This window comes from Yersinia sp. 1652 StPb PI (assembly GCF_041538345.1).
GTDB classification, from domain to species: Bacteria; Pseudomonadota; Gammaproteobacteria; order Enterobacterales; family Enterobacteriaceae; genus Yersinia; species Yersinia enterocolitica_E.
Window position 1 is genome coordinate 2,292,709 of the sequence record NZ_JAULSM010000001.1, and the last position, 25,384, is coordinate 2,318,092.

Here is a 25,384-nt window from a genome sequence, read left to right on the forward strand (position 1 = left end):
ACCGTATCATGAAAACGTTAGACGAATTTATTGTCGAAAAGCAGCAAGAATTCTCGCACGCTACCGGCGAACTCACTGCATTACTTTCTTCAATTAAATTGGGTGCCAAGATTATTCACCGAGATATCAATAAAGCCGGTCTTCTTGATATTCTGGGTACCGCAGGGATGCCCGCCATTGAAAGCGAAGTGCCGATGAAACTGGACTTATACGCCAATGAAAAGCTTAAAGCCGCCTTGAAAGCACGTGGGGAAGTGGCAGGTATCGCTTCTGAGGAAGAGGGAATTGTCATATTTGAAGATGCACAATCACAAAAGGGGAAATATGTCGTTTTAATCGCTCCGCTTGATGGTGCATCAAATATTGATGTTAATGTTTCCGTTGGTACTATTTTCTCTATTTACCGGCGGCTTAGCCCGATCGGTCAACCGGCTATCGAGGCGGACTTTCTGCAATCTGGCAGCCAGCAGGTGGCTGCGGGTTATGTCGTTTACGGCTCATCAACAATGTTGGTTTATACCACCGGTTATGGCGTTCATGCATTTACCTATGACCCATCCCTCGGCGTTTTTTGCTTATCACATGAAAAAGTGCGTTATCCAGAAATTGGCAGCATGTATTCCATCAACCAGGGGAATTACATTAAATTTCCAACCGGGGTGAAGAAATACATTAAGTATTGTCAGGAGCAGGATGCGGCAACCCACCGCCCTTATGTTTCCCGTTACATCGGTTCACTCGTGGCGGATTTTCATCGTAACCTGCTGAAAGGTGGTATATACCTTTACCCAAGCACGGCCAGTTATCCGAGCGGCAAACTCCATTTATTGTATGAATGCAATCCAATGGCTGTGCTGGCAGAACAAGCCGGGGGGAAAGCCAGTGATGGTTTAAATCGTATTCTGGATATTCCACCAGAGCAATTACATCAACGAGTCCCCTTCTTTGTCGGCACCTATTCGATGGTTGAGGATGCCGAACGTTTCATTGCCGAAAATCCTGATTCCTTATCCGGTTAATGCTCATTTACCCAGGCACGTCACCAACCGTTGGATAAAATGGACTGTTGGTGACGGCGGCCTCCTATCGTTTTATGCCGAGCCGTTTGGCAAGACGATGGAGGTTGCCTGCGTCAAGGTTTAGCGCGCGAGCAGATGCCGACCAATTCATCCCATGATCCTGAAGAACCTGCATGATAACCTGCCGCTGAAAATCACGGGTCGCCGCTTGCAGGTCTACAGGCGCGGTACCTTGATCCTCACTGACTGATCTCGGTGAAATACCCGGTATAGTGGTGACTGTAATATTAAATAAGTCAGCATGCAGTTGCGCAGATTCTGTCGCCGGTTGTGAGGCGCGCGCTAATACCGCAGCACGATAAATAGCATGTTCCAATTCACGCACGTTTCCGGGCCAACTGTAATTCTCTAGCAGGGTAAGTGTGGCGGCCGGGATGCCCAACTGCTGAAGCCCCAGTTTCTTTCTTATCCGCTCCACAAAAAATCCCGCTAACAGAACAATGTCCCCTTTCCGTTCCCGTAACGGTGGAACATGTAACGGGAATACACTCAAACGGTGAAACAGATCAACGCGAAAGTGCCCTTCGATAACTGCTTGTTTAAGATCACAATTGGTAGCAGCAATAATACGCACATTCACCCGCTTGGTACTGTCGTCACCGACGCGCTGTAAGTCGCCGTACTGAATAACACGGAGTAATTTGGCCTGAAGTACCAATGAAAGTTCGCCTATCTCATCAAGAAATAGTGTGCCATTGTCGGCAATTTCGAACTTACCGGTTCGGTCATGTATTGCACCGGTGAAAGCCCCCTTCACATGGCCAAATAATTCGCTCTCCGCCACATTCTCGGGCAAGGCGGCACAGTTTAAATAGATTAATGCCTTCGCAGCTCTGGGTGATAAATGATGAATTGCCTGAGCAACCAACTCTTTACCGACCCCCGTCTCTCCGGTGATTAGCACATTCAGTTCTGAACCTGCTACCACCCCTATCTCATGTTTTAGTTGCAGTATCAACGGTGACAGGCCAATCATCTCGTCTTCCGAGTTTGGTGTGGCTTGTTTTTGGATGCTTAATGAACTAACCGTAGGGAGCGCTTGCTTCTCCAACACATCGACTAAAAGTGCATTATTCAGCGCCGAGGCCGCTAATACGCCAATCAGTTTAAGCTCTTCATCACTGAACCCATCAAATTGCAGCGGGTTCATACTGTCGAAAGTTAATGCACCAATAAGTGTTTGATCAGCAAACAAGGGCAGACCAATACAGGCATGGACTTTTAGCTCATCATGGCCCGGGATCAGGCCGTCATAGGGATCAGGCAGATGGCTGTCAGTCGGGAAACGGACCACATTCCCTGCCCGGGCAATAGCCTCTAATCGCGGATGGGATGACAACGAAAAACGCCGCCCCAACACATCCGGTGATAAACCATCAATGGCCAAGGGTCGGAACAATTGATGTTCATAACGTAAAAGTGCCGAGGCATCGCATTGCAGTAATTGCCGCAAGCTACTAACTAACGTCTGAAAACGATCTTGCCCTGATAAGCCGCCCTGTAGCTCAATGGCAATTTTGGCCAGTGACTGAATGGATAAACTCATATTTTGTCATTCCGACATAGTGTTAGTCATTATGACAATGACACATCAATGTCATAATGACTAACTTTAATTTTTATCTGATTAAAATCAATACCATAAATCATGGCACGCCATTTGCTTTCTAAGGTGAGGTAAATCATTTATTTTAGTTGAGGAACGGTTCATGGCGATTCAAGTTAAGAATAATATCAAATGGGTTGGGCAACGTGATTGGGAAGTGCGTGATTTCCATGGTACTGAGTACAAAACCCTGAAAGGGACCAGTTACAACAGCTATTTAATCTGCGAAGAAAAAAACATTCTGATCGATACTGTTGATCAGAAATTTGATCGAGATTTTGTTGCCAATTTAGCACAAGAGATCGACTTAAATGCGCTCGACTATATTGTTATCAACCATGCAGAAGAAGACCATGCCGGTGCATTGACCGAGTTAATGGCGCGTATCCCCAACACCCCGATTTATTGCACCGCCAATGCTATCGACTCAATTAACGGACATCATCATCATCCTGAATGGAATTTCATTACCGTTAAAACCGGCGATACCTTAGATATCGGCAACGGTAAGCAATTGATCTTTGTTGAAACGCCGATGCTGCACTGGCCTGACAGCATGATGACTTACATCACGGGTGATGCCGTGTTGTTCAGTAATGATGCTTTCGGTCAGCACTACTGTGATGAGCATCTGTTTAATGACGAGGTCGATCAGACCGAGCTTTATGAACAATGCGCTCGCTATTATGCCAACATTTTGACCCCTTTCAGCCGCTTGGTAACACCAAAAATCAATGAAATTCTTGGTTTCAATCTGCCAGTATCAATGATTGCCACCTCCCATGGCGTGGTATGGCGCGATAATCCAACCCAAATTGTCACGCAATATCTGGCTTGGGCGGCAGATTATCAGGAAGACCGGATAACCATTTTCTATGACACCATGTCAAATAATACCCGAATGATGGCCGATGCTATTGCTCAGGGTATTCACGATACCGACCCCGGTGTGGCGGTGAAGATCTACAACATTGCCCGCCATGACAAAAATGAAATCCTCACCCAGGTCTTCCGTTCTAAAGGCGTTTTGGTGGGTTCTTCCACCATGAATAACGTCATGATGCCAAAAATCGCGGGGATGCTCGAAGAGTTGGCTGGATTACGTTTCCGTAACAAAAAAGCTGCGGCATTTGGCAGCTTTGGCTGGACTGGCGGTGCGGTTGACCGCATTCAAACTCGCCTGATGGATGCCGGGTTTGATATCTCGCTCTCCTTAAAAATGAAATGGCGACCTGATACTGATGCTTTAGAAGAGTGTCGTGAGCATGGGCGTAAAATTGCCCGTGAATGGGCACTTCACCCATTGGATACCCTGCGATCATCTGAGGTTGACGCCATCGCCCTCACCCAAGAAAAGGCTCACAGTGAGAATAGCCCCTCACAACCTTCTCTTGGTATTTCAATGCAATGCAGTGTTTGCCAGTGGATATATGACCCGGCGCTGGGTGAACCTCTTCAAGAGGTTAAGCCGGGAACCTGTTGGGAAAATGTCCCCGACTTCTTCCTCTGCCCAGAGTGTGGCTTGGGCAAATCTGTTTTCGATCCACTGTAATGGAGCATGTTATGACAGATAACATTATTATTGTGGGTTCAGGTTTTGCCGCCCGCCAGGTGGTTAAAAATATCCGCAAACTTGACCCGCAAGTGCCAATCCACATGATCGCTGCTGACAGTGGTGTGGACTATAATAAACCTGATTTAAGTCATGTATTTAGTCGTCAGCAGAGCGCTGACGATCTAACACGGCTGTCGGCCGAGCAGTTTGCAGCAGAAAATAATGTTACTTTACATACAGCGATGTTGGTCACTGCCATTGAGCGGCACACTAAACGCGTTTTTTGTGGTGATCGGGCATTTAATTATCATAAATTGGTGCTGGCTACCGGGGCGGCAGCGCTAGTCCCTGCCGTGCCCGGTAGCGAGATGATCGTTACCTTCAATAGCCAAAATGAATATCGGCAACACCAAGATAGGTTGCAAAAGGCACAGCGTGTTTTAGTGTTGGGCGGCGGATTAATCGGGACGGAATTGGCGATGGACCTACAGCGTTCCGGTAAACAGGTGATGTTGGTGGATAAGGCACACAGTTTGCTGGCCGCTGTGATACCGGTGGAGATCAGTAGCCGCTTACAACAACGCCTCAGCCAGAGTGGTGTTACTTTGGTATTTAATAATGAATTGCTCAGTGTGACAAAAGTCACCAACGGGTTGCGAGTAGAACTTCGCGCGGGTCAAACGTATACCGTTGATGCTGTTATTGCTGCGATTGGTTTAAAGCCGGAAACTGCCCTCGCCGCTGCCGCAGGTCTCGATATTGGGCGTGGTATTAAGGTCAATAATCAGTTGCAAACGGTTGATCCAGATATCTTTGCCGTGGGTGATTGTGCCGAGGTCGAGGGGAAAGTACTGCCATTTTTGCAGCCCATATTAGTGGGAGCCATGACACTGGCAAAAAATATTCTAGGGGGAGCCGCGTGTCTCACCCTGCCGCCGATGTTAGTTAAAGTCAAAACACCTGATCTACCGCTCTATTTCGCTGGCGAAACCAACCGCGAGGATCTCCACTGGGAAATATGCCTGACAGCGCAGGGGATAGTGGCGCGTGGTACTGATAACTCACAGCAATTACGCGCGTTCGTCGTCAGCGAACAACAGACCCAACAGGCTTTCCCCCTGTTACGTGAACTGAGTGTGTAGCATTAATCGTGCTGCGCTATAACATCACAACGCTAACCCCCCGCCACCTGCGTAGGGGGTTTTGCCTGCAATTTTCATCACTTCAGCCCCCAAGGTGACAAAAGGTGCCCGCCGGCTGGCGTAGATAATGCCGCCGGCCTGAGCACGAACCGCTTTTACCGTATCGGTGAGCGGATCAATAATTTCAGCCACCACTTCATCTTTCCCAACCCATTCACCCGGCTGGCGTAATAACAGCAAAATACCACTGGCAGGTGCCGTCACTATCTCACCTGCCGTAAACGGCAACAGGGTGACTTCCCGCTGCGGAATAGCCAAAGGTTGCCCTTTGACTGCGCCACGGTACTGCAAATAGTGATAAAGACGCTCGGCATCAGCACTGGCCAACGCGTGGCTAACATCCTGTTGACCCCGTAATTCTAGCGTCACCGCCATGCAACCCGGTTCAAGCTTTAACGCCGGATAATGTGCCGCCAACCGATGCCATGGCAAGCCGCAAGCCTCATCAAAGGATCCACCACCACTGTCTTGTGACAGTAATACGGTACCAATATCTAAAAAACGTGCCAGTGTCTCTGCCGGTTCGCGCCAGGCAGGATCTGCATACATGTGCAAAATAGCGTGATCATCACAATGCAGATCCAGCACCAGGTCAGCATCACAGGCCAGTCGCAACAAATGTTGGCGCAGCGCTGCAACTTCACTGCTGGCAGGCAAATCCTGCAATGCCTCAACCATGGCAACTCGCACTTGTTGCTGTATACCAACACTATCAGTGAGCGGCCGCGATGCTAGCCGCGTTTGTACCCCTTGCGCCAGATCAGGAAAATCACGGTTGAAATTGCGGCCACTGCCCAGGTCAAAACGACCGATACCACTATTAAGGAGCACTTGCGCAATACCTACCGGGTTGGCAAGCGGTACAATAATTATTTCACTCTGAATTTCACCGCGCCGTTCCGCCTGACTCAGTAATCTTTTAAGATAATGTAATACCAGCATGCCAGGCAGCTCATCAGCATGCAGGCCAGCTTGTAGATAGATTTTCTCACCAAAACCTTGCTGGCCGAAATGGAAACTGGTTAATTGACGCTGCCCACCCAGGGCATGTTCAGGTAACTTATGATTATTGATTTTCATTGGACGTCCTATCTGTGGAAAAGAAAGCCCGGCTTGACCGAATTGACAAAAAAATCCTTGAAATACTGAGCCAGGATGGTCGCATCTCTTATCAAAAGCTCTCTGAACAGGTAAACCTAACCGCTCGCCCTTGTCTGGAGCGCGTGCGGCTACTGGAACGCGCCGGTATTATCCGCGGTTACAGCGCTATTATTGAGTTGCCGGAACCTGTACATGCTTTTGTTATACAAGCACAAATTGCACTGGCCGACCATGGGCACTCGCAGGCGGCATTTGAACAGGAAGTAGGCAAAACGCCGGAGGTGCTGGACTGTTGGTTGGTCGGTGGCAGCTTCGACTTCCTGGTGCGCATTGGCTGTCGTAACATGGAACACTACCGGTTACTGGCTGATAGTTGGCTGACCAGTAAAAAATTCCGGGTCGATAAAATTGTCACCCTGACGGAATTACAAACCATCAAACGCACTTAAATCTGCAGTGCCCGCACCGGATACTTAATCGTGACGGGCAAAAGCCAGCCAGCGCCGTTCTGCACGTGAAAATAGGTAAATCAGCATAAAAGTGCATAACAGATAGAGCGCCGCCGCCATCAGGAACGGGATGAACGGTGAATAGGTTGCCGCATAGAACGAGCGCGCCACGCCGGTAATATCCAATAGCGTTACGGTACTGGCAAGTGAGGTGGCGTGTAGCAGGAATACCATCTCGTTATTCAGCGCTGGGATACCGCGCCGCAATGTTGCGGGCAGAACCAACCGGCGAATAATCTGCCACTGACTCATGCCAAAAGCTTCGCCAGCCACCCACTCCTGACGTGGAAACGTCACCATCATTCCCGCCAATAATTCTGCCACATAAGCACTGGTATTCAGCACCAGCGCGAGCGTGGCACAAAAAGTAGCATCGCGGAACAGCAGCCAGAATGGTTGGTCGTCCTGCCAACCCAACTGCACGATGTCAAACTGTGACAAACCGTAGTAGATCAGCATCAATTGCAGATAGAGCGGCGTGCTACGGAAAAAATAAGTTACGCTGCGGATGAACCAAGAGAGCGGCCGTGGGCCAAACGCTTGCCCAACTGCCATCAGTAGTGCCAACAATAAACCCGGCACCACGGACAGTAAAAACAGCTTAGCGGTCATGGCCAACCCGGTAACATCCGACCCGTCGCTATACAAAAATGTCGGTGCAGCCTCCAGCATGGTTTGCAGATTCATCCTTGCCTCGCTGCACTAGAGGTTGACAGCGCATAGCGCCGTGAAAGCCGACTGAATCCCCAACTAGAAAGCGCGGTGATGACCATGTAAATCATCGCCACCAGGAAGTAAAACAAGAACGGTTTTTGTGTCGCACGCCCTGCCTGTTCAGCCAGCCACACCATATCTTCCAACCCCAGAATGGATATCAACGCCGACGCTTTCATTAAACCAAGCCAGTTGTTATTGATCCCCGGAATAGCAAAACTGAGCATCTGTGGCAACATAATGCGCCGGAATACCTGAGCAGGACTCATACCGTAAGCTATTGCGGCCTCCAACTGACCCCTATCAACGGTTTGAAATGCGCCCCGGAACGTTTCAGTGTAGTAAGCGCCGAACACAATACCAATGGCCAACACGCCAGAGATAAACGTGTTGAAGCGAACCGGTCCCACGCCCAATAAACTGAGGAACCCATTCACCAGCATTTCGCCACCGAAAAATAACAGCAACATAATCACCAGTTCAGGAATCCCTCGCACCAGCGTGGTGTATCCGGTTGATATCCAGCGCAACCAGCGCGGGCCAAACAGTTTGATAACGGCATTGATCAACCCAAGTACCAGTGCCACCGCGAGTGACAGCAGCATCACGCACAGTGACAACCCCGCCCCCTGTGCCAGTAAAGGCAAATATTCGGCTACCATTATTGGCCCCTGTCGCTGAAAAACCGGTGCCGGCGCGTCAGTCATCGGCCCGGCGGGTTTACATCACAAAAAATGGTGGCGCACTCAGTTGCCGTAAATATCGAAGCTGAAATATTTTTTCTGAATGGCGTCATAAGTACCATCAGCACGGATCGCCTTAATTGCCCCATTCAATGCATCGCGTAACGCTGGATTATCTTTACCGACGGCGATCCCCACATCAGATGAGATAGTTTCGTCTTGGATAACCGGCCCGGCAAAAGCAAACTTCTGCCCACGCGGGGTATCAATAAAGCTACTGGCAGCCTGAATGTTATCTTGTAGCGAGGCGTTGATGCGCCCGGACAGCAGATCCAGATAGACATTGTCCTGATTGGCATAAGAGACGATTTTCACCCCTTGCCCACCCCAATGCTTTTTCGCATAGGTCTCATGGATTGAGCCGGTTTGCACCCCCACGGTTTTGCCTTTCAAGCTGGCGGTGTCCGGTAACAGCGGGCTGCCTTTGCGCGCCACCAATTGTGCGGCACTGCGATAGTAGCGATCAGTGAAATCCACTTCTTTTTTGCGCTCTTCAGTAATGGTCAGCGACGCAATAATTGCATCGAACTTACGGGCATTAAGTGCCGCGATCATACTTTCAAACGGTTGTTTAACGAATACACACTTCGCATGCAGGTTTTCACACAAGGCATTCGCGATATCGATATCAAAGCCGGTGATCTCGCCACTGGGAGAAAGAACATCAAAAGGTGGATAACCCCCGTCGACACCAAAGCTAATAGTGTCAATGGTCTGAGCCGCCACGGGCGCGGAAAGTATCAGGCCGGTCAATATTGCAGCTAATGTCTTTTTCATGGTTAAGATCCCAATGTTGGCAAGTAATAGAAACCGCAAGGATTAGAAACGAAGCGAGAGGCAGGTCAAGCCGCCATCCATTTTTTTAAATTCACTGGTATCAAGTTGAATAATTGGCATTCCCAGCTTTTCAATTTGCGCCAACGTGTAAGGATACCCTTGCGGGGTAATCAACGTATCATTGATCCACAAAGTATTACCGGCGTAAGACTCATCTTCAGGAATAACAAGGGTATTAAACCGAGAAAACGCAGGATGGTGCTGATAATCCTCGGTCAGCAACAAGGTGTTACGCCCAACATAGTTAACAATCGACTTCAGGTGTAACCCCGCACTCACTGCTATTGGCGTTACCCGATAGCCATAGCGCGCGACCGCGGCGGTAAATTCGCTGATCCCTACTTCATCAGTGCGTGAAGTCAGGCCGATGAAAAATTGTTTATCCACCAACAGCACATCACCCCCATCAAGATGGCCTTGCTCGCTCATTCGAACAACCGGGCGGTCGGTAAATAGCGGCTCGATAGTCGCCACTTCGCCTTGGCGGCTGGGTGCCCCAGGGTGGGTTATCACCGCCAGTTCCGGCATGACGACGGCGGTATCCTCAACAAAGTGCGCATCAGGGAATGCCGGTGCTGCTGGTAAAATAGTCACTTTCAGGCCAAGACGGAGCAAGGTATCCACGTAGGCCAAAAATTGGTGACCCGTCACAGCAATATCTGGGGCGCCCAATTGGGACGTGGTCTGGCCGCTACCACAGGTAGCCGCCGGCAGTCTGGCAATGGCTTGAGTAAAGTGCATAGGCGAGTCTCTTGATTGAGTGTGGCAAAAGTGTTGATCTGATTATTAAACAGATACTGTTACCAATCAGGTTGAATCAGCTATCACTGCCATACATTTACGCTGTATATGACTCTCTCTGCGACCTATTCAGTTGTCAGATGAAAACCATAGACAACCCGCTTTAGCTATATACTATTTGATATAACTTATCGGGCAGTATCCGAGACAGGCAAGCTACCCTTCCTGTCTCTGCGCGCGTAGCGTGCTAGCGAACCTAAGGAAACCGAATGAAAAAGTTAATCATGGTGATGATTACACTATTGCTGATTGCCTGTGCAAATACCGGTCATGTCGGCGTGAGTGGGGGTTCGGGCGGAGTATCGAGTATCAGCATTGGCACCGGCATTCGCCGGTAATACAGGCAGGTGTTTTCAGTCCCTGCCTCACCGGTATTGACTGTAAAATTGGCGGTCAGCTATCTGTTTTTCAGGACTGGAGCATCAGCGGAAAAACGTGCTGAAATAGCATCCCGTTCATAACCTTGCCGCTCAGTCAAAATGGTATATAACTCTGGGCGACGACCATAGATCCAGCGCCGTCCAGTACTGAGTGGGATCAAGGAGAGATCCAGCTCAGCGCACACCATCATGTCGGCGGCCTCCCAGGTTTCATTGATGATGCGGCCATACGGATCCAGTATCATCGCATTACCGGTGCGCACTTCATCATCATCGGCCCCAATACCATTACTGAACAGAATAAATAAACCATTATCATGTGCCCGGGCTGGTAACCAGCGCATCAGCCATTCCCGGCCATTGGTGCCACGAATTGCCGCGGTTATTTCTTCTTTTCGTTCAACACGTTGTTGCCACAGTTCGAGTGGAATGGGCTTCATGCCATAAGGGCTACGGGAGTGAGTTCCACCGGTTTGGTGTGGTGCCAATAATATATCCGCGCCCAGTAAGGTGGTAGCGCGAACATTCTCCACCAAATTGTTATCCCAGCAGATAAGGATGCCCACTTTGACCCCCCAAGGGGTGTCAAATACGGTGTAAGAATCGCCGCTGCTAATGGTTGGATGCTCAAAAGCATGCAATTTTCGATGAGTGTGCAAGGTGCCATCAGGCATGCAAGCAACATAGGCGTTATAGAGTCGCCCGTCATCTGCCCGCTCAATCAGGCCCACACCAATAAGCATTTGATATTTAACTGCTAACGCACGAACCAAGGCGATTGATGGGCTGTTTTCTATCGATTCCGCCAATGCATTGACTTGCACCGCAGTCAACTTAGGGACATGCCAGTATCCAGTGATACACATCTCTGGAAACGCTAATATTTTGATGTTTTGCAGGGCTGCCTGCTCGATAAACTTCTCAATAACCAACAGATTATATTGTTTGTTATTGGCCTGATGCTGGAACTGCACGGTTGCTGCTGTTATCAATGGTGATTCAGTCACATTATCCTCCTGGGGCATCTACCGCTGATTTTTATCATTGGCATTACAGCAGCCGTATTGATAACTTTATAATGAATGATTTTCCTTTATCGATTACCAATTGGAATGAAATAGTGAATATTAAGTTGCTAAAAGCCTTTGTTATGCTGGCACAGAAAGGCAATTACAATGAAGCTGCACAGGCGCTTTGTATCACGCAACCGGCCCTGTCCAAGCAGATTAACTTATTGGAATCGATGCTAAATCTTCATCTGTTCTCACGCGGGCGTCATGGTGCGCTACTAACCCCTGGCGGCCAACAGTTGCTGGCAGAGGCGGAGAAAGTGATTAATCAGTCTGATTTTTTTCTACAACATGCCATCAGAGTGGCCAAGGGCATTGAAGGGTTTATATCGATAGGTTTTGGATTGTCGACTTTCTATACAGCTCCGCACTGTATCGCCAAATTCAGAGAGCAGTTTCCTGGCGTTGCCATTACGTTGGAGGATATCCCCTCGGCACAGCAATATGCATTATTAACCCACGGTGAACTGCAAATAGGATTTGTTCGAGTGCCGCCCAAGGCACCGTTACATTATCATCCCTTATTTGACGATCGTCTGGTGCTGGTAACCCCGCAAGATAAGGCACTAACACTCGACGAATGGTTAAAACATCTGCCGTTACTGCGTTTATATAGCGAGCGTGGGCGCGGGCTAAATGCACAAATTGACCTGTTCTTACAGTCAAATCAACTCTACGCGCCAGCGATGCAAGAAGTTGAGGATATCCAGACCATACTCGCACTGGTGATTGCCGGTCTCGGCGTGGCATTACTGCCGCAGAGTGTGGTGCATATCGCGCCCCCGACGATGAATATTATTGCGCTCAGCGGTGACACCCTCAGTTGGCAAGTGGGTATTGCCTGGAATAGTGCTATTCCTGATTTGGTGCGGGACAATTTTATTAAGATGGTCATCGAGCATAACCGGCAAAACATCGATTGATACTTTGCCGGTTTATGGCGTGATGAGATTAGCGGAACGGCGGCTCGTTAAAGGTACGCAGTTTGCGTGAATGCAGTTGATCACCCTCCGCGCGCAATAAATCTATTGCCCGAATACCAATCTGCAAATGCTCTGAAATAGCACCTTCATAGAAATGGTTCGCCTGCCCCGGCAACTTGATTTCGCCATGTAACGGTTTATCTGAAACACAGAGCAATGTGCCATAAGGCACCCGGAAGCGATAACCTTGAGCTGCAATGGTGGCACTTTCCATATCGACGGCAACTGCGCGGCTTAAGCTAAAACGCAGTGCTGACGCAGAAAAACGCAGCTCCCAGTTACGGTCATCAGAAGTGACTACCGTCCCGGTGCGCAATCGCTGTTTGACTTCAACGCCTGGCATGCCACTCACCGCTTTGGTTGCGTCGTACAATGCCCGCTGTACCTCAGCAATACTTGGGATCGGGATATCTGGCGGCAACACCGCATCCAACACATGATCATCACGCAGATAGGCATGAGCCAGCACATAATCGCCGATGGCCTGACTTTCACGCAATCCACCACAGTGCCCAATCATCAACCATGCATGAGGCCGCAGTACCGCCAGATGATCACAAATAGTTTTGGCATTGGATGGGCCGACGCCAATATTCACCAAAGTAATGCCATGACCCCCTTCTGCAATTAAGTGATAGGCCGGCATCTGATGTTTTTTCCATGCCAGATCAGAGGTGGTCTTTTCAGGATCAGCATTTTCAGCCGTTATGTAGCTGCCACCGGCACAGGATAAGGCTTTATAAGGGCTGGCGGGGTCGAGAATCTGCTCACAAGCCCAACTGACAAACTCATCGACATAGCGGCTGTAGTTAGTGAACAGGATATAAGGCTGAATATGTTCTGCGGGGGTGCCCGTGTAATGTTTTAGCCGCGCCAGTGAAAAATCAGTCCGCAAGGCATCGAAATGCGATAAGGGAAAATCAGCGGTGGCAGTATCAATACCATCAGTAATGCCATCACCGATTTTTGCCAAATCCGTGGTTGGGAAGTGCTGAGCAAGGCCCGCCGTCATCGACCGGTCGAGAATGAGGTCAGAACCGTCGATCACAAAAGGATATGGCATTTCTTGTTGTGACGGTGTCACTTCAAACACCGCGCCATACTCACTTTCAAGCAAGGTGAGTTGCTCTGTCAGATAGTCCCGAAATAATGTCGGCCGAGTAACAGTGGTACTGTATTGCCCGGTCCGGGAGAAACGCCCATAAGCACGGGTACGCTGGTGGTCGCGGAATCTTCCGTCCCAACTGACACTGAGCTGTGGATATGAGAACAAGCCCTTAGCCCTTTCACCAACATCCGGCAGAGCGCCATCGCGAATAAAAGCGCTAATAGCATCACGCAATGCCGCAAGTGCTGACTCGTATAGCGTCTCAAGCCTATCAATCGCTTCGTTGGCTGATAGGTGAATGGTATTTTGTGATTGATTCAAGATATCTCCTTTCAATACGCGTAAAGGCGGTGCTTAGCTTACTCAATTAACCTACGCAGAAACATAGTAAAAAACACGGTTTTACTGTCCATCGACGTAATGTGCCCTGTAATGAACATTTTGCCGTTACAGAGCAAATATCCAAACACGCGTTACACCAAAAATCTCCATTCATTGAAAACAAGAGGACATTTTGCCACTTATTCCGTCGTTTGATTCCCCTTCACCAACACTAAAGTATAGGTTGTCGCAGATAACACATTATTTTCTGCCTTGGGCAACACTATAAAGGTCTCTTTTGCGTGGCAAAATCATTTTTACGCAGTGGTAGTTTGGACGACATTCTGGCGTTAGGCGAAAACGGGCAACCGGTTTATGCCTCTGCACGGCAGATAAGAGAGGCATTACGCCTTAAAAAACAGCAACATATTGCTGACTGTCTGGCCATACCTCAACTTAATGAACGCGGCGACCGCATAGATTGGTATGCCCCCATTGAAGGCAAAGTGACCTCATGGCTGGCAGCCAGCAGTGTTGAGCGCAAGGCAGCGGTTAAGCAGTTGTCCGCCTGTCTGGCAAGTGCCAATGACTTGTGTCAGCGGGCGCAAAAATCTGATAACGCCGCACAGCGGTTATTTGGCGTACTGTTGGCCAAAACAATGCAATTCCCCGATCAAAATCACGTTTATTTAGTGGCAGGCAAGCCAGTACTGACCTTTTGGGGATTTGTCAGCCCGGATAAAAAAACACGCACTGACCCACTCGATTGTCTGCGCCAGACCAGCGAAGCTTACGAGCCGATTGAACCTATTATCGCTACCATTGCGGCCCCAATGCCCACGCCGCCTGCCGCTGCTGTCATTGAGTTAGCGCCTCAGGCCGAAACTACGTTGCTGCCCCCCCTGCCAGAACCTGTCGCAGAGGTCACCCCGCCATCAAAAGCAGTAAAAAAACCAACACGTTGGCTACGATTTAGCTGGATGTTACCGGTGTTGGCGCTAATTATCGCCTTGATAGTGCAATTCAGTGGTGGAATGCCGGAAAATGCCGCTGCCGCCCCGGATGTTAAGCCCACTGTCCTTGAAGATAAATCAGCCACTGAAGATAGAACCCTGTCAGCACCGGTAGCCACTGCACCTGTTGCTCAAATTATCCAGCCCACAATTGCATCACAACTGCCGTTGAATAATGCCACCGTCGTGCCTGCGTCAGCTATCGTGGAACCGACCGCCGTCGCATTGCCGACCACCGTTGAGAGCAAAAGTGCGCTGATACTCCCTTCGGATGCCGTCAAAGTGGGATCGACTACATTCCTTAATGGCAACTGGCGTGTCAGCCCGGATATTAAAGCCGCCCAAACCGGTAAAGCACCCAGCCTGAAGTATCAAATTAAAAACGGTAAAGGTACGGTGAAAATCACCCACGGGGATAACGTGACTTGCCGCGCAAATATCACTGCTGGTGTAATGAAGTCAGGCAATTTGGTAATCAATAGCCGCTATAGGGCGCAGTGCAGTGATGGTTCAAAATATCAAATGCCTGAGATCGTCTGCAAACAAGGCGTGAGCGGGATTGCAGATTGCAAAGGCCGTTACGATGCCAATACGACCCTTCCAATGACGATGAAGCGTGAGACTAAATAATATTATGCTGGCAACGATCACGGATTTAAAACAGAAAATTACGCTTATTCAGGACAGTGGCATTCAGTTTCTGGACTTCGCTTTAAAGCCCCAATTAGAGACTGAGCTGCCAAATAAATTCGTCCGCAAAAGTGCTAATGGCCCACTATTACGCCTGAATTACCATCCACATAATGGTAAATATTCGCTAATGGTACCCGGCTCAGCCCCAGAGATTGTTAAACCTGAATTTAGTATTCCATTGGAACAATCGCTAAAACTGCTGAACAAGATTTGGTTGCCGCTGCCCTTCTTGCGTTTTAATCCGCCGCGCACCTTCGTTAATGGGCCTGATAACTGGGCCAGAGTACAGATTTTAGTGCTAGATTCGCCAGATCAAGATGGCAATACTTTACGTGTCACCATGGCATTTGATACCAAAGTCTATCCTGAAGGTGATGCTAATGAGTATTTGGCACCTAATGAAAATGATGTCAAAACTGGATTAAGTTTCGCCCTGGCCTACCACAATGAAGAATTGGCAGAATTCCTTGATTTAACCTGGGTTGACGGTTGGTTGCGGGAAGTTTTTGTTCAACAGGCATCAGAACAGGAAGAACGCACCGAAAGGCATATCAGTGTATCGCTGCGCGAATTCGAATATCAGGCGCACTATCTTAATTTGCTGGAGTTACTTGGCAGCCAGATTGGTGTGCCAGAAATCAAAATCAACACCAGCACCCTACAAGAACCTACCGTTAATGTTGATTTGATCCTCGATGTCGGCAACTCGCATACCTGCGGCATTTTGGTGGAAGACCATGCCGATGAAAGTAATGGCCTGAAACAGACTTACGAATTACAAATTCGTGATTTAAGCGAGCCACACTATCTGTATAACGAACTGTTTGAAAGCCGGATTGAATTTGCGCAAGCGAAGTTCGGCAAACAGAATTTTTCGGTGGAAAGTGGTCGTGACGATGCCTTTATCTGGCCTGCGATTACCCGTGTTGGTCGTGAAGCCAGCCGTATGGCACAGCACCGTTTGGGCACCGACGGGTCTACCGGCATTTCCAGCCCCCGCCGCTATCTGTGGGATGAAGAGACCTATACTGCGGGCTGGCGCTTCAACGAGACCCAAACCACACTGATACATGAACCGCTGGCGACGGCGTTGCCGCTGACCAATCTGGTCAATGATGACGGCCAACCGCTCTATACGGTGCCAGTAGATGAACGGCTCCCGGTATTTTCACCACATTATAGCCGTAGTTCATTGATGACATTTATGTTGTCGGAACTATTGGCGCAAGCGCTGATGCAAATCAACAGCGCGGCACAACGTTTGAAAATGACCCATGCCAATGCGCCACGGCAATTACGCGCCATTATCTTAACGCTGCCTTCCGCCATGCCAAAACCGGAGCGCGAGATATTCCGCCGCCGGATGAATGAAGCCATTGCCTTAGTTTGGAAATCTATGGGTTGGCATCCGGCAGATGATAACTTTGCATCCACGCAAGGCCGCGCCAAAAGCCAGGTTCCAGTACCCGATGTACAGATGGAATGGGATGAAGCGACCTGCGGTCAGATGGTTTATCTGTATAACGAAACTCAAGTTAATTTCGGTGGCCGTACCGCAGCCTTTTTTGCCAGTATGGCACGACCCGATAAACAGCCGGAAGCTGGGGATGTTGTCGGGAAAACCTTACGTATCGCCTCTATCGATATTGGCGGTGGCACCACCGACCTGGCAATTACGCAATATTGGCTGGATGATGGTATTGGCAATAATGTCAAAATCAGCCCGCGCCTGTTATTCCGTGAAGGGTTTAAAGTGGCCGGTGATGATATTTTGCTGGATGTTATTCAGCTCTATCTTCTACCTGCCCTCCAGGCTCGCCTTAAGAAAGCTGGCGTCACCAATACTGATGCCTTGCTGGATAAATTATTCGGCAATGATGGCCGCATGGATGGGCAATCAGCCCTGCGTCAGCAAGCCACATTGCAGATATTTATGCCCGCAGGCCGGGCTATTCTGGAAGCCTACGAAAACTTTGATCCCCTGGATGCCAGTGCAGAAATAGACGCTAATTTTGGCGAGCTATTACCCCAATTACCGACACAGAAAGTCCTTGATTACATTAACAGCGAAGTTCAGCGTGAACTGCCAACAGATGCTGGCGGGTTTGATATTTTGCAGGTTCCGTTAGTATTAAAGCTAAGCAAGTTGCACGGTGAGTTTTTATCTAACCGAATGAGTATTACGCAAAACCTGCGTTCACTGTCTGAAGTGGTATCACTCTATTCTTGTGATGTGCTGTTATTGACTGGCCGCCCTTCACGCTTCCCCGGCATTCAGGCACTATTTCGCCATCTGCAACCGCTGCCCAACAATCGTATTCTCTCGCTGGATGGATATCACACCAGCGATTGGTATCCGTTTAACAAGCATGGTCGCATCGATAACCCAAAATCGACTGCCGCAGTGGGGGCAATGCTATGTTTACTGGCACTGGACTTACGGCTGGCCGGTTTTTACTTTAAAGCCGGTGATTTCCAACCTTATTCGACCATACGCTACCTCGGGATGTTAGACAGCAGCGACGCACTGACAGAAGAGAATGTCTACTATCGCGATATCGATCTGGATAGCAGCAATTTTGCCTTGCCATCCGACGCTCATTTTCAGGTTAGAGGGTCGTTGTGCCTTGGCTTTCGCCAGCTCGATAATGACCGTTGGCCTGCCTCGCCGCTTTATACCTTATCCATTGTTGATCAGGAACTGGCGCGCAAAGTCGCGGGTGACAGCATATTGCATGTCAGACTGAGATTAGCAAAGGGTGACAAGCAGAATGACGATGGTCAGGAGCGCTTTGAGATAGCGGATGCCGTATTGCAAGATGGGAGCCGTGTGCCATCCCATCATCTGCGCCTCAAGCTCAACACATTAGCCAGCAACGGTTCAGGATCAACCCATTATTGGATTGATAGTGGGAGTGTATTTAGAAAATGAAATCATTAATCACCCAACAGCTCAATAGCCAGCTTGAGCAGGTCACACAAGGTATTGATCAAACAATTGATTGGATTGACAATGTGCGCCAACACGCCATTCGATTGGATATTGAAGCCGATCTTCTCACCATCAAACTGCGTCGCCATCGCAATAAAGCACGTCAGCTAACGGAAACATCCTTAACCGGCATGAGCATTGGCTTTTTTGGTCAGTCATCTGCCGGGAAACAGCACCTTATTTCAGCGCTGGCGGCGGATGAAAATGGCCGCTTGGAAACCACCCTTGGCGGGAAAACCCTCGACTTTTGGCAACAAATAAAACCGGGCTATCAGGCCTGTGGGCTGGCAACACGTTTTAGCCAGCAAGCCGTTAGTCATTACGAAAGCCATCCGGTACGGCTTTCTCTTCTCAGTGAAGTGGATATTGCTAAAATAGTTGTGGGTGCTTATCTACTGGATAACCCTCAAGACCCCCGTCATCAGGATGGACGAGAGCATTCGCTGGATGAACAGCATATTACTGACCATCTGCAACAGCTCGTTATGCGTAGACAACCGATCGCCAATGCAGGTATCAGCAGTGATGATGTCATTGGGCTGTGGGATTATCTGGTTCGTCATGACGCCCCGCGCCAGAGAAAACTGGAAACTCATTTCTGGCCGGTGGCCATTGAACTGGCTCCTTATCTGAGCATTGATGATCGTGCCCTTTTGTTCTCATTACTGTGGACAGAATTACATCCATTGACCGATGCTTACCGCCATTTCGCCTATACTTTGCAACATCTGGGCGGCGCGACTCAAGTACTGTCACCATTAAGCGTATTAGTGGACGATACCCTATTGCCCGCCAATGGCGTTATGAATGTTGCGACACTCTATTCTCTGAACACACCCGCGGATAGCCACATTCAAGTTATGCCCTTAGTTGATGACAATACGACTGATTTAGTGACGTTGTCACTTGCTGAGCTAACTTTTTTAGCTACCGAGTTACATATCCCGCTGACCACCTCTACCCGTAAAAATGTATTTGAATCCATTGACTTGCTAGATTTCCCTGATTTTACTGAGCCATTCGATACACCAGAATACCTTGAACATCCTCCTTATCCGCAGGCCGTTTTGCTATCTCAAGCTAAAAATGCCTATTTGCTTGACCGCTACACGGATAAACAACAGATAAACCTGCTATTAGTCTGCAATGCGGCGGGTAAACGCTCAGAAGTCAAAACTGTCGGTAAGGCACTGGATTATTGGGTTAAGCAAACTCAGGGGGAAAATGTGCAGGTGCGTTCCCGTCGCAATCCTGGGTTAATCTGGGCATTAACACCCTTTGATCAACGGGTTACCGCAGACCCACAGTTGGCTGGTGCGAAAAATTATGACGAAGCGGTACAACGTCATGTGGGTAATCCTGGTGATAGCTGGGGCTCCATGCTGGCATTGGACACTCGTGGTGTTGAACGCATGGTCACTTATCTGACCCAAGAGATCCGTCGTGATATCAAAACAGAACGGATAACCGAACAACTTCATGAGTTACAACGAGAATTGACCGATAACCTGCTTGCAGGCTGGTATCAGCCAGCAAACAGCGAATTGCAACAGAAACAACGTATTGCTGAAACCTTACTCAAAGCCTTACAAACGCGAACCGGCTTACACGGCGAGTTATTAGAGCGACTGCTGCCCTCTCGTGATGAGTTACGCGGCTTATATCTACAACAGCAAAACCGTGCGGCTGAATTGATCACCCCAGCGACCCATAGCGAACCTTTTAGTATCGGTATCGATATCGACTTATTCAGTGATAGGCCTGTATCCGCGGCATTTCAAACCACGATAACAGCTGCGATAAGCCATGATTATGAAACAGCCTATGCCGCAAGTGTGCAGCGTTATTGGATAAATCACCTGCGACAACTGCCCGATAACGGCCCATTGATTGAACTGCTCGGTATTGCCAAACCCACGATTGAATTGCTGGTTGCAGAACTGATTACCGCCAGTATCCGACTGGATATCGCCGGGCAGTTAATCACGATACTGGCAGACAGTGAGCAAGTTGGTCTGCACCGTGAAACCAAAGCCGATCGTCAGGTATCGCGTGCGTTGACGGTATTGGGCGATTTTGTTGCCTGGCTTGGTTTCTTACAAATAGAGGAAAACCAGCGCCCTGATAGCCGTATTAATCGGGGACATAAGATTTTTGCCCAACCACCTAAATCAGTATCGCCGTTGGGAGCATCACAGCGATTAACCAAATTGGCATTGACCCCGACCAATAATACTGCATTTTATATTTATGATTGGCTGGTTGGCTTAGGTGAAATGATTATTCACAACCAGGGTTATTCTGCCAGCAGCGAAATAAACTTGCAGAATCGTGAACAATTAGCGGCAATATTCTTGCTGATTAATCCGCAATTCAGGCCGTAAACCATCAGTAATATACCCGTTATTCCCTGTTGAATCGGGGGAATAACGGATACCACCATACTGAACTCAACCCATTGGTTCTAAATCACTATCTCCGACCGGCAATGCCCTAAGTACCACAATGCCTGGGGTTTTCTTCACATATTCCAAGAAAGGTGAGTCGACAACTTTATTGTTCCCTTTCATTGATGATGCATTACGGAACATCGCGCCTTTTGCTGTCCTGATAAATATTCCTGTATGGGTGACATCCAGACCTAAAATAGGGGTGTAAATGCCGATATAATCCCCATTTTTTAACTCTGCGACGACCGCATCATTAATAAACTCAGCCGGAATATAAACAATATTACGCTCAATAGCACTCAACCCGGGGATAAACTCGCCACCCTCTTTTTTCTGGTTCAGATTTTTGAGAACAGTGTGGGTATGAGTGCTTATTTGTGCAGTAACATCTTGTGCGTTTAAAGGGGATCGCTGTGACCAGTCAGTAAAGAAATGTTTTCGGTGCAAGTAGCTGACATCAGCATCAACATATCTTGTTCTGATAACTTGCTGCACAAACTCCGCCTTGCTTCCTGATTTTCGCAAGGCTTCAACATAATCCAGGTAGGTGAAACAGTCCAATCCACGGAAATCGACCACTAACTGTTCAGGTTGCGTTAGCGAACCAATGAGTACATTTGCCTCATAAGGTGTACCTAAAAACTCAGCAGATATATTCGCAATAGCATCACCCTTATTGCTATAAGGTGCTGTTTCTAATTTAGCTTCTATAATACTGGTGATACGATTTGCGGTGTAATTATCAATGCTGACCGTTTCGGGAGGGGGTTGTTTCGCACCACATCCTGCGATAACAGCAATGAGAACCAAAGATAACGATTTATGCATAAGTCCCTTCTATGCCTTATCAAGCGGCTATTCCATACACTCCAAGAGTTTTACTTTAATGTTTAAATTTTAAACAGGGTATCAACAAGAGCAGATTAGTCTGTGTTGATAGGCTATCTGAGTGCTGACACCTCATGCTATATGATAAAAAACCTTATCTTGCTAAATCGCTAACCAAACATCTATTAATTACCTTAATTTTCAAATAATTAAACAAATAAATATTTAACTACAGCGTCCAGCCACACCAGTAACGTTGTGATCCGCCTCAGATTTTTGCATTGTTATCATTCTGATTGCTTGTGCCTTTTGGCGAATCGTGTTTATCTTTTAAGGCTTATTACACTTATTGATGAGATACCTCGTGAACTATTCCATTGCCGCCTTCAGTCTACAAAATACTGCGTATGTTAACGCAGTGGTAGTCGTACGCGTGCTAGTGGTGGTGGTCGGCAGCGCGCCGTAACGGGTACCGAATCCAGAAAGATTCCCAAACCCCGCCGGCGCCAGCCGAGCGGGGTTTCTTTTTAGCCCCACTCTGTTAACCGCCGGCCCTGATGAAGGATATAACCATGCGTTATACAGGCGCCCAATTAATAGTTCGCTTGCTCGAGCAGCAAGGTATTACCACGGTCGCAGGCATTCCCGGCGGCGCAGCGTTACCGCTGTATGATGCTCTAGGACAAAGCCGTATTATTCGCCATGTGCTGGCACGACACGAACAAGGTGCTGGCTTTATGGCTCAAGGCATGGCCCGCGCCACCGGCCAAACCGCAGTCTGCTTAGCCTCCAGCGGCCCTGGGGCAACCAATCTGGTCACGGCAATTGCCGATGCCAAACTCGACTCTATTCCACTCGTGTGTATTACAGGTCAGGTTTCCTCCTCAATGATTGGCACCGATGCTTTTCAAGAGGTTGATACCTATGGCATATCGATACCTATCACCAAACATAATTATCTGGTTCGCGATATCAGCGAATTGCCCCGGGTGATCCCAGCGGCATTTCGCATTGCCCAGTCTGGACGGCCCGGCCCGGTATGGATTGATATTCCCAAAGATGTGCAAACAGCAGAAATTGAGCTTGAGAGTTTGCCGCTACCAGGCGTTGCCGATGAGCCTTGCCCAATAGACCCACAAGCTATCGCGCACGCCGCTCAAATGATCAACCGTGCGGCACGGCCTGTGCTCTATCTGGGGGGAGGAATCGTCAGTTCGCAGGCGCACCAACAAGCAATACAACTGGCTGAACAGGCTGGACTGCCAACTACCATGACATTAATGGCACTGGGTACCATGCCCGTTGACCACCCATTATCCTTGGGAATGTTGGGAATGCATGCAGCACGCTCAACCAATCTGATCATGCAACAAGCTGATTTATTGATCGTACTTGGGGCGAGATTTGATGATCGTGCTATCGGAAAAGCAGAACAATTCTGCCCTGATGCCAGCATCATTCATATTGATATTGACCCGGCTGAGTTAGGCAAAATCCGCCGACCACACCTGGCGATGAATGCCGACATTAAGCAGGTATTAACCCACCTGTTGCCTTTAGTTGAAACTCGTTCACGCAGCGAATGGCGCTCAACCGTCAGTGATATGCAGCGCGAATTTCCGTTCAATCAACCCAACAGCACCAACCCACTGTGCCACTATGGTTTGATTCGCGCGGCGGCCGAAGCGCTGGATGATGACACCATCATTACCACTGATGTGGGACAACACCAGATGTGGGTAGCGCAGGCTTATCCGTTGCATCGCCCGCGACAGTGGTTAACGTCTGGCGGACTGGGCACCATGGGATTTGGTCTGCCCGCTGCCATTGGTGCAGCACTGGCGAAACCAGAGGCAAAAGTAGTGTGTTTTTCTGGTGACGGCAGCCTGATGATGAATATTCAGGAAATGGCGACCGCCGCTGAAGAACAGCTGAACGTTAAGATTATTTTGATGAATAACCAATCATTGGGTTTAGTCCATCAGCAACAGGAACTGTTCTTTGGTAAACGTATTTTTGCAGCCGACTACCCGTATCGCACAAACTTCATCCATATCGCAGAAGGGTTTGGTTTCTCCACATGTGACCTCAACACAGCCAGCGACCCTTATGCTGCCTTGCATGAAGCCTTAAACCGACCAGGCCCGGTATTGATCCACGCACTGATTGATGTGGATGAAAAAGTGTATCCGATGGTGCCACCGGGTGCGGCAAATATCGATATGATTGGAGGGGAGTAATATGACGACTCAACAAATGGCAGGACAACCAACACCAAACCTATCGACTTCTGCGCAGGTGACACTGTTACTCACCGTACGCAACCACCCCGGGGTGATGTCCCATATTTGCGGGTTATTTGCCCGGCGCGCATTTAACGTCGAGGGAATTTTATGTATGCCGTTGGCTGGCGGTGACGAAAGTCGCATTTGGCTGCAAGTCTTGGATGATCAGCGATTACTGCAAATGATAAGCCAGTTGGAGAAACTGGAGGATGTGCTCCAGGTGCGCCGCTTCGGGCCTGAAATGCCTATTTTTGACCAAGTAGAAGACTTAATTGCCAATCAACGGTGACGTTGTCACTAGCATTGAATTACGTTGGATAGCAGACCTTCAAGCTTGCAACTAATATACGAGCATAGATAACCGGCTGTTATCGATAATATACCGTTAACGGCCTTTTAAAATTAGATAAGAAGTTAATTAGGCCAAGAGTAATTTCTGTAACTCTGCCAGCGAACTGACTTGGTAACGAGGCGCAATATTATCATCCGGTACACTGCCGTGCATATTAAGCCAGCAAGTATCTATCCCTGCATTAATACCACCCTGAATATCGGAATGCAGATTATCGCCCACCATTAGAATATGCTCTTTGGCCGGGTTATTCATTAAATTGAAAGCATGCTCAAATATAGCCACATCCGGTTTGGCCACCCCGACTTGTTCAGAAATGATCAGCGGAGAAAAGACATTTTTCAGACCAGTACGTTCCAAACGTATCGTTTGTAGCTCGGTAAAACCATTGGTAATAATGCCCATATTCACTTTACCACTCAAGGCATCAACCAACTCACGGGCACCCGGTAGGAGTGAACAGATATCCGCCATGGCGACTAAAAACTCACTGTTCAACCGGGTAGCTGCCACCCCCAGTTTCTCTGCCCACATCTCAAAACGGGTGTTTTGTAATTCGCTGGCGGATATTTTCCCATCTTGATAATCAACCCACAGTGGTTTATTAACCAATTGATAATAATCGAAATCCTGCACGGAAAAATCCACATTAAAGCGAGAAAACATCAGCTTTAACCCTTGATATGCATCAAAGTGAAATAGTGTCTCATCCGCATCGAACAGTATCCATTGGTATTTCATCACGACTATCTCTCTGACATT

The 25,384-nt window shown here is 48.6% G+C and carries 22 protein-coding genes; 12 read left to right on the plus strand and 10 right to left on the minus strand.

All coding sequences use genetic code 11. The features are described from left to right. Window positions 1–8 precede the first annotated feature (8 nt). The gene (gene fbp / locus Q2T71_RS10555; RefSeq protein WP_372559037.1) at window positions 9–1,019 is read left to right on the plus strand and encodes a class 1 fructose-bisphosphatase; all 1,011 of its coding nucleotides are present in this window, start codon (window positions 9–11) and stop codon (window positions 1,017–1,019) included. A 64-nt stretch (window positions 1,020–1,083) separates the two neighbouring features. Here fbp and norR read toward each other — a convergent pair whose 3' ends face one another. Continuing rightward, window positions 1,084–2,625 carry a nitric oxide reductase transcriptional regulator NorR gene (norR, locus tag Q2T71_RS10560; RefSeq protein ID WP_372559038.1) on the minus strand — a complete coding sequence of 514 codons (1,542 nt, stop codon included), beginning with the start codon at window positions 2,623–2,625 and terminating at the stop codon, window positions 1,084–1,086. A 163-nt stretch (window positions 2,626–2,788) separates the two neighbouring features. Between norR and norV the strand changes: the two genes are divergently transcribed. Continuing rightward, complete coding sequence (gene norV, locus Q2T71_RS10565) at window positions 2,789–4,237, plus strand: anaerobic nitric oxide reductase flavorubredoxin (protein WP_372559039.1); 1,449 nt, start codon at window positions 2,789–2,791, stop codon at window positions 4,235–4,237. 11 nt (window positions 4,238–4,248) lie between these two features. Continuing rightward, a complete protein-coding gene (norW, locus tag Q2T71_RS10570; protein WP_372559040.1) occupies window positions 4,249–5,382 on the plus strand; it encodes an NADH:flavorubredoxin reductase NorW in 1,134 nt (377 codons plus the stop codon). Window positions 5,383–5,406: 24 nt separating this feature from the next. Here the strand turns inward: norW and Q2T71_RS10575 are convergent, their stop codons facing one another. After that, complete coding sequence (locus Q2T71_RS10575) at window positions 5,407–6,522, minus strand: succinylglutamate desuccinylase/aspartoacylase family protein (RefSeq protein ID WP_372559041.1); 1,116 nt, start codon at window positions 6,520–6,522, stop codon at window positions 5,407–5,409. Between the two features lie 14 nt (window positions 6,523–6,536). Here Q2T71_RS10575 and Q2T71_RS10580 point away from each other — a divergent pair, with 14 nt between their 5' ends. After that, window positions 6,537–6,992: an Lrp/AsnC family transcriptional regulator gene (locus Q2T71_RS10580; RefSeq protein WP_372559042.1), complete on the plus strand. Its 456-nt coding sequence runs from the start codon at window positions 6,537–6,539 to the stop codon at window positions 6,990–6,992. 24 nt (window positions 6,993–7,016) lie between these two features. Here Q2T71_RS10580 and Q2T71_RS10585 read toward each other — a convergent pair whose 3' ends face one another. The 4 genes from Q2T71_RS10585 to Q2T71_RS10600 form a co-directional block, all read right to left on the minus strand. Continuing rightward, window positions 7,017–7,739 (minus strand): ABC transporter permease, encoded by a 723-nt coding sequence (locus tag Q2T71_RS10585; protein ID WP_083158825.1) that lies wholly within the window; start codon window positions 7,737–7,739, stop codon window positions 7,017–7,019. Next, on the minus strand, window positions 7,736–8,428 hold the full coding sequence (locus Q2T71_RS10590; RefSeq protein ID WP_372559043.1) for an ABC transporter permease: 693 nt from the start codon (window positions 8,426–8,428) through the stop codon (window positions 7,736–7,738). The genes Q2T71_RS10585 and Q2T71_RS10590 overlap by 4 nt, the downstream gene beginning before the upstream one ends. 84 nt (window positions 8,429–8,512) lie before the next feature. Then, on the minus strand, window positions 8,513–9,286 hold the full coding sequence (locus tag Q2T71_RS10595; RefSeq protein ID WP_083158824.1) for an ABC transporter substrate-binding protein: 774 nt from the start codon (window positions 9,284–9,286) through the stop codon (window positions 8,513–8,515). 42 nt (window positions 9,287–9,328) lie between these two features. Then, window positions 9,329–10,087 (minus strand): dimethylarginine dimethylaminohydrolase family protein, encoded by a 759-nt coding sequence (locus Q2T71_RS10600; protein ID WP_372559044.1) that lies wholly within the window; start codon window positions 10,085–10,087, stop codon window positions 9,329–9,331. Window positions 10,088–10,356: 269 nt separating this feature from the next. Between Q2T71_RS10600 and Q2T71_RS10605 the strand changes: the two genes are divergently transcribed. Continuing rightward, entirely contained in the window at window positions 10,357–10,485 is a 129-nt protein-coding gene (locus Q2T71_RS10605) for a hypothetical protein (protein WP_265331623.1), read from the plus strand. Between the two features lie 59 nt (window positions 10,486–10,544). On the opposite strand, the gene Q2T71_RS10610 is transcribed toward Q2T71_RS10605, so the two are convergent. Then, window positions 10,545–11,534, minus strand: coding sequence for a nitrilase family protein (locus Q2T71_RS10610; protein WP_372559045.1), 990 nt, complete (start codon window positions 11,532–11,534; stop codon window positions 10,545–10,547). Between the two features lie 113 nt (window positions 11,535–11,647). Between Q2T71_RS10610 and Q2T71_RS10615 the strand changes: the two genes are divergently transcribed. Continuing rightward, window positions 11,648–12,520, plus strand: coding sequence for a LysR family transcriptional regulator (locus Q2T71_RS10615; RefSeq protein ID WP_372559046.1), 873 nt, complete (start codon window positions 11,648–11,650; stop codon window positions 12,518–12,520). A 28-nt stretch (window positions 12,521–12,548) separates the two neighbouring features. Here Q2T71_RS10615 and Q2T71_RS10620 read toward each other — a convergent pair whose 3' ends face one another. Beyond that, window positions 12,549–14,009 (minus strand): AMP nucleosidase, encoded by a 1,461-nt coding sequence (locus tag Q2T71_RS10620; RefSeq protein WP_372559047.1) that lies wholly within the window; start codon window positions 14,007–14,009, stop codon window positions 12,549–12,551. A gap of 302 nt (window positions 14,010–14,311) precedes the next feature. On the opposite strand from Q2T71_RS10620, the gene Q2T71_RS10625 reads away from it, so the two are divergent. From Q2T71_RS10625 to Q2T71_RS10635, 3 genes are read left to right on the plus strand one after another with little or no spacing between them, the layout of a single operon-like run. Then, complete coding sequence (locus Q2T71_RS10625) at window positions 14,312–15,652, plus strand: SrfA family protein (RefSeq protein WP_372559048.1); 1,341 nt, start codon at window positions 14,312–14,314, stop codon at window positions 15,650–15,652. 4 nt (window positions 15,653–15,656) lie between these two features. Then, window positions 15,657–18,647, plus strand: coding sequence for a virulence factor SrfB (locus Q2T71_RS10630; protein WP_372559905.1), 2,991 nt, complete (start codon window positions 15,657–15,659; stop codon window positions 18,645–18,647). Next, window positions 18,644–21,091, plus strand: a complete 2,448-nt coding sequence (locus Q2T71_RS10635) for a putative virulence factor (protein WP_372559049.1) — start codon at window positions 18,644–18,646, stop codon at window positions 21,089–21,091. Before Q2T71_RS10630 ends, Q2T71_RS10635 begins: the two co-directional genes overlap by 4 nt. 66 nt (window positions 21,092–21,157) lie before the next feature. Here the strand turns inward: Q2T71_RS10635 and Q2T71_RS10640 are convergent, their stop codons facing one another. Further along, window positions 21,158–21,985, minus strand: coding sequence for a DUF1460 domain-containing protein (locus Q2T71_RS10640; protein WP_083158817.1), 828 nt, complete (start codon window positions 21,983–21,985; stop codon window positions 21,158–21,160). A gap of 364 nt (window positions 21,986–22,349) precedes the next feature. Between Q2T71_RS10640 and ivbL the strand changes: the two genes are divergently transcribed. The 3 genes from ivbL to ilvN all read left to right on the plus strand — a co-directional run bounded on the left by ivbL (window position 22,350) and on the right by ilvN (window position 24,559). Continuing rightward, window positions 22,350–22,451 carry an ilvB operon leader peptide IvbL gene (ivbL, locus tag Q2T71_RS10645; protein ID WP_372559050.1) on the plus strand — a complete coding sequence of 34 codons (102 nt, stop codon included), beginning with the start codon at window positions 22,350–22,352 and terminating at the stop codon, window positions 22,449–22,451. Window positions 22,452–22,557: 106 nt separating this feature from the next. Next, complete coding sequence (ilvB, locus tag Q2T71_RS10650) at window positions 22,558–24,225, plus strand: acetolactate synthase large subunit (RefSeq protein WP_193784659.1); 1,668 nt, start codon at window positions 22,558–22,560, stop codon at window positions 24,223–24,225. A gap of 1 nt (window position 24,226) precedes the next feature. Beyond that, a complete protein-coding gene (gene ilvN / locus Q2T71_RS10655; protein ID WP_372559051.1) occupies window positions 24,227–24,559 on the plus strand; it encodes an acetolactate synthase small subunit in 333 nt (110 codons plus the stop codon). A gap of 129 nt (window positions 24,560–24,688) precedes the next feature. Here ilvN and yjjG read toward each other — a convergent pair whose 3' ends face one another. Further along, entirely contained in the window at window positions 24,689–25,363 is a 675-nt protein-coding gene (yjjG, locus tag Q2T71_RS10660) for a pyrimidine 5'-nucleotidase (RefSeq protein WP_083158814.1), read from the minus strand. Between the last annotated feature and the right edge of the window lie 21 nt (window positions 25,364–25,384).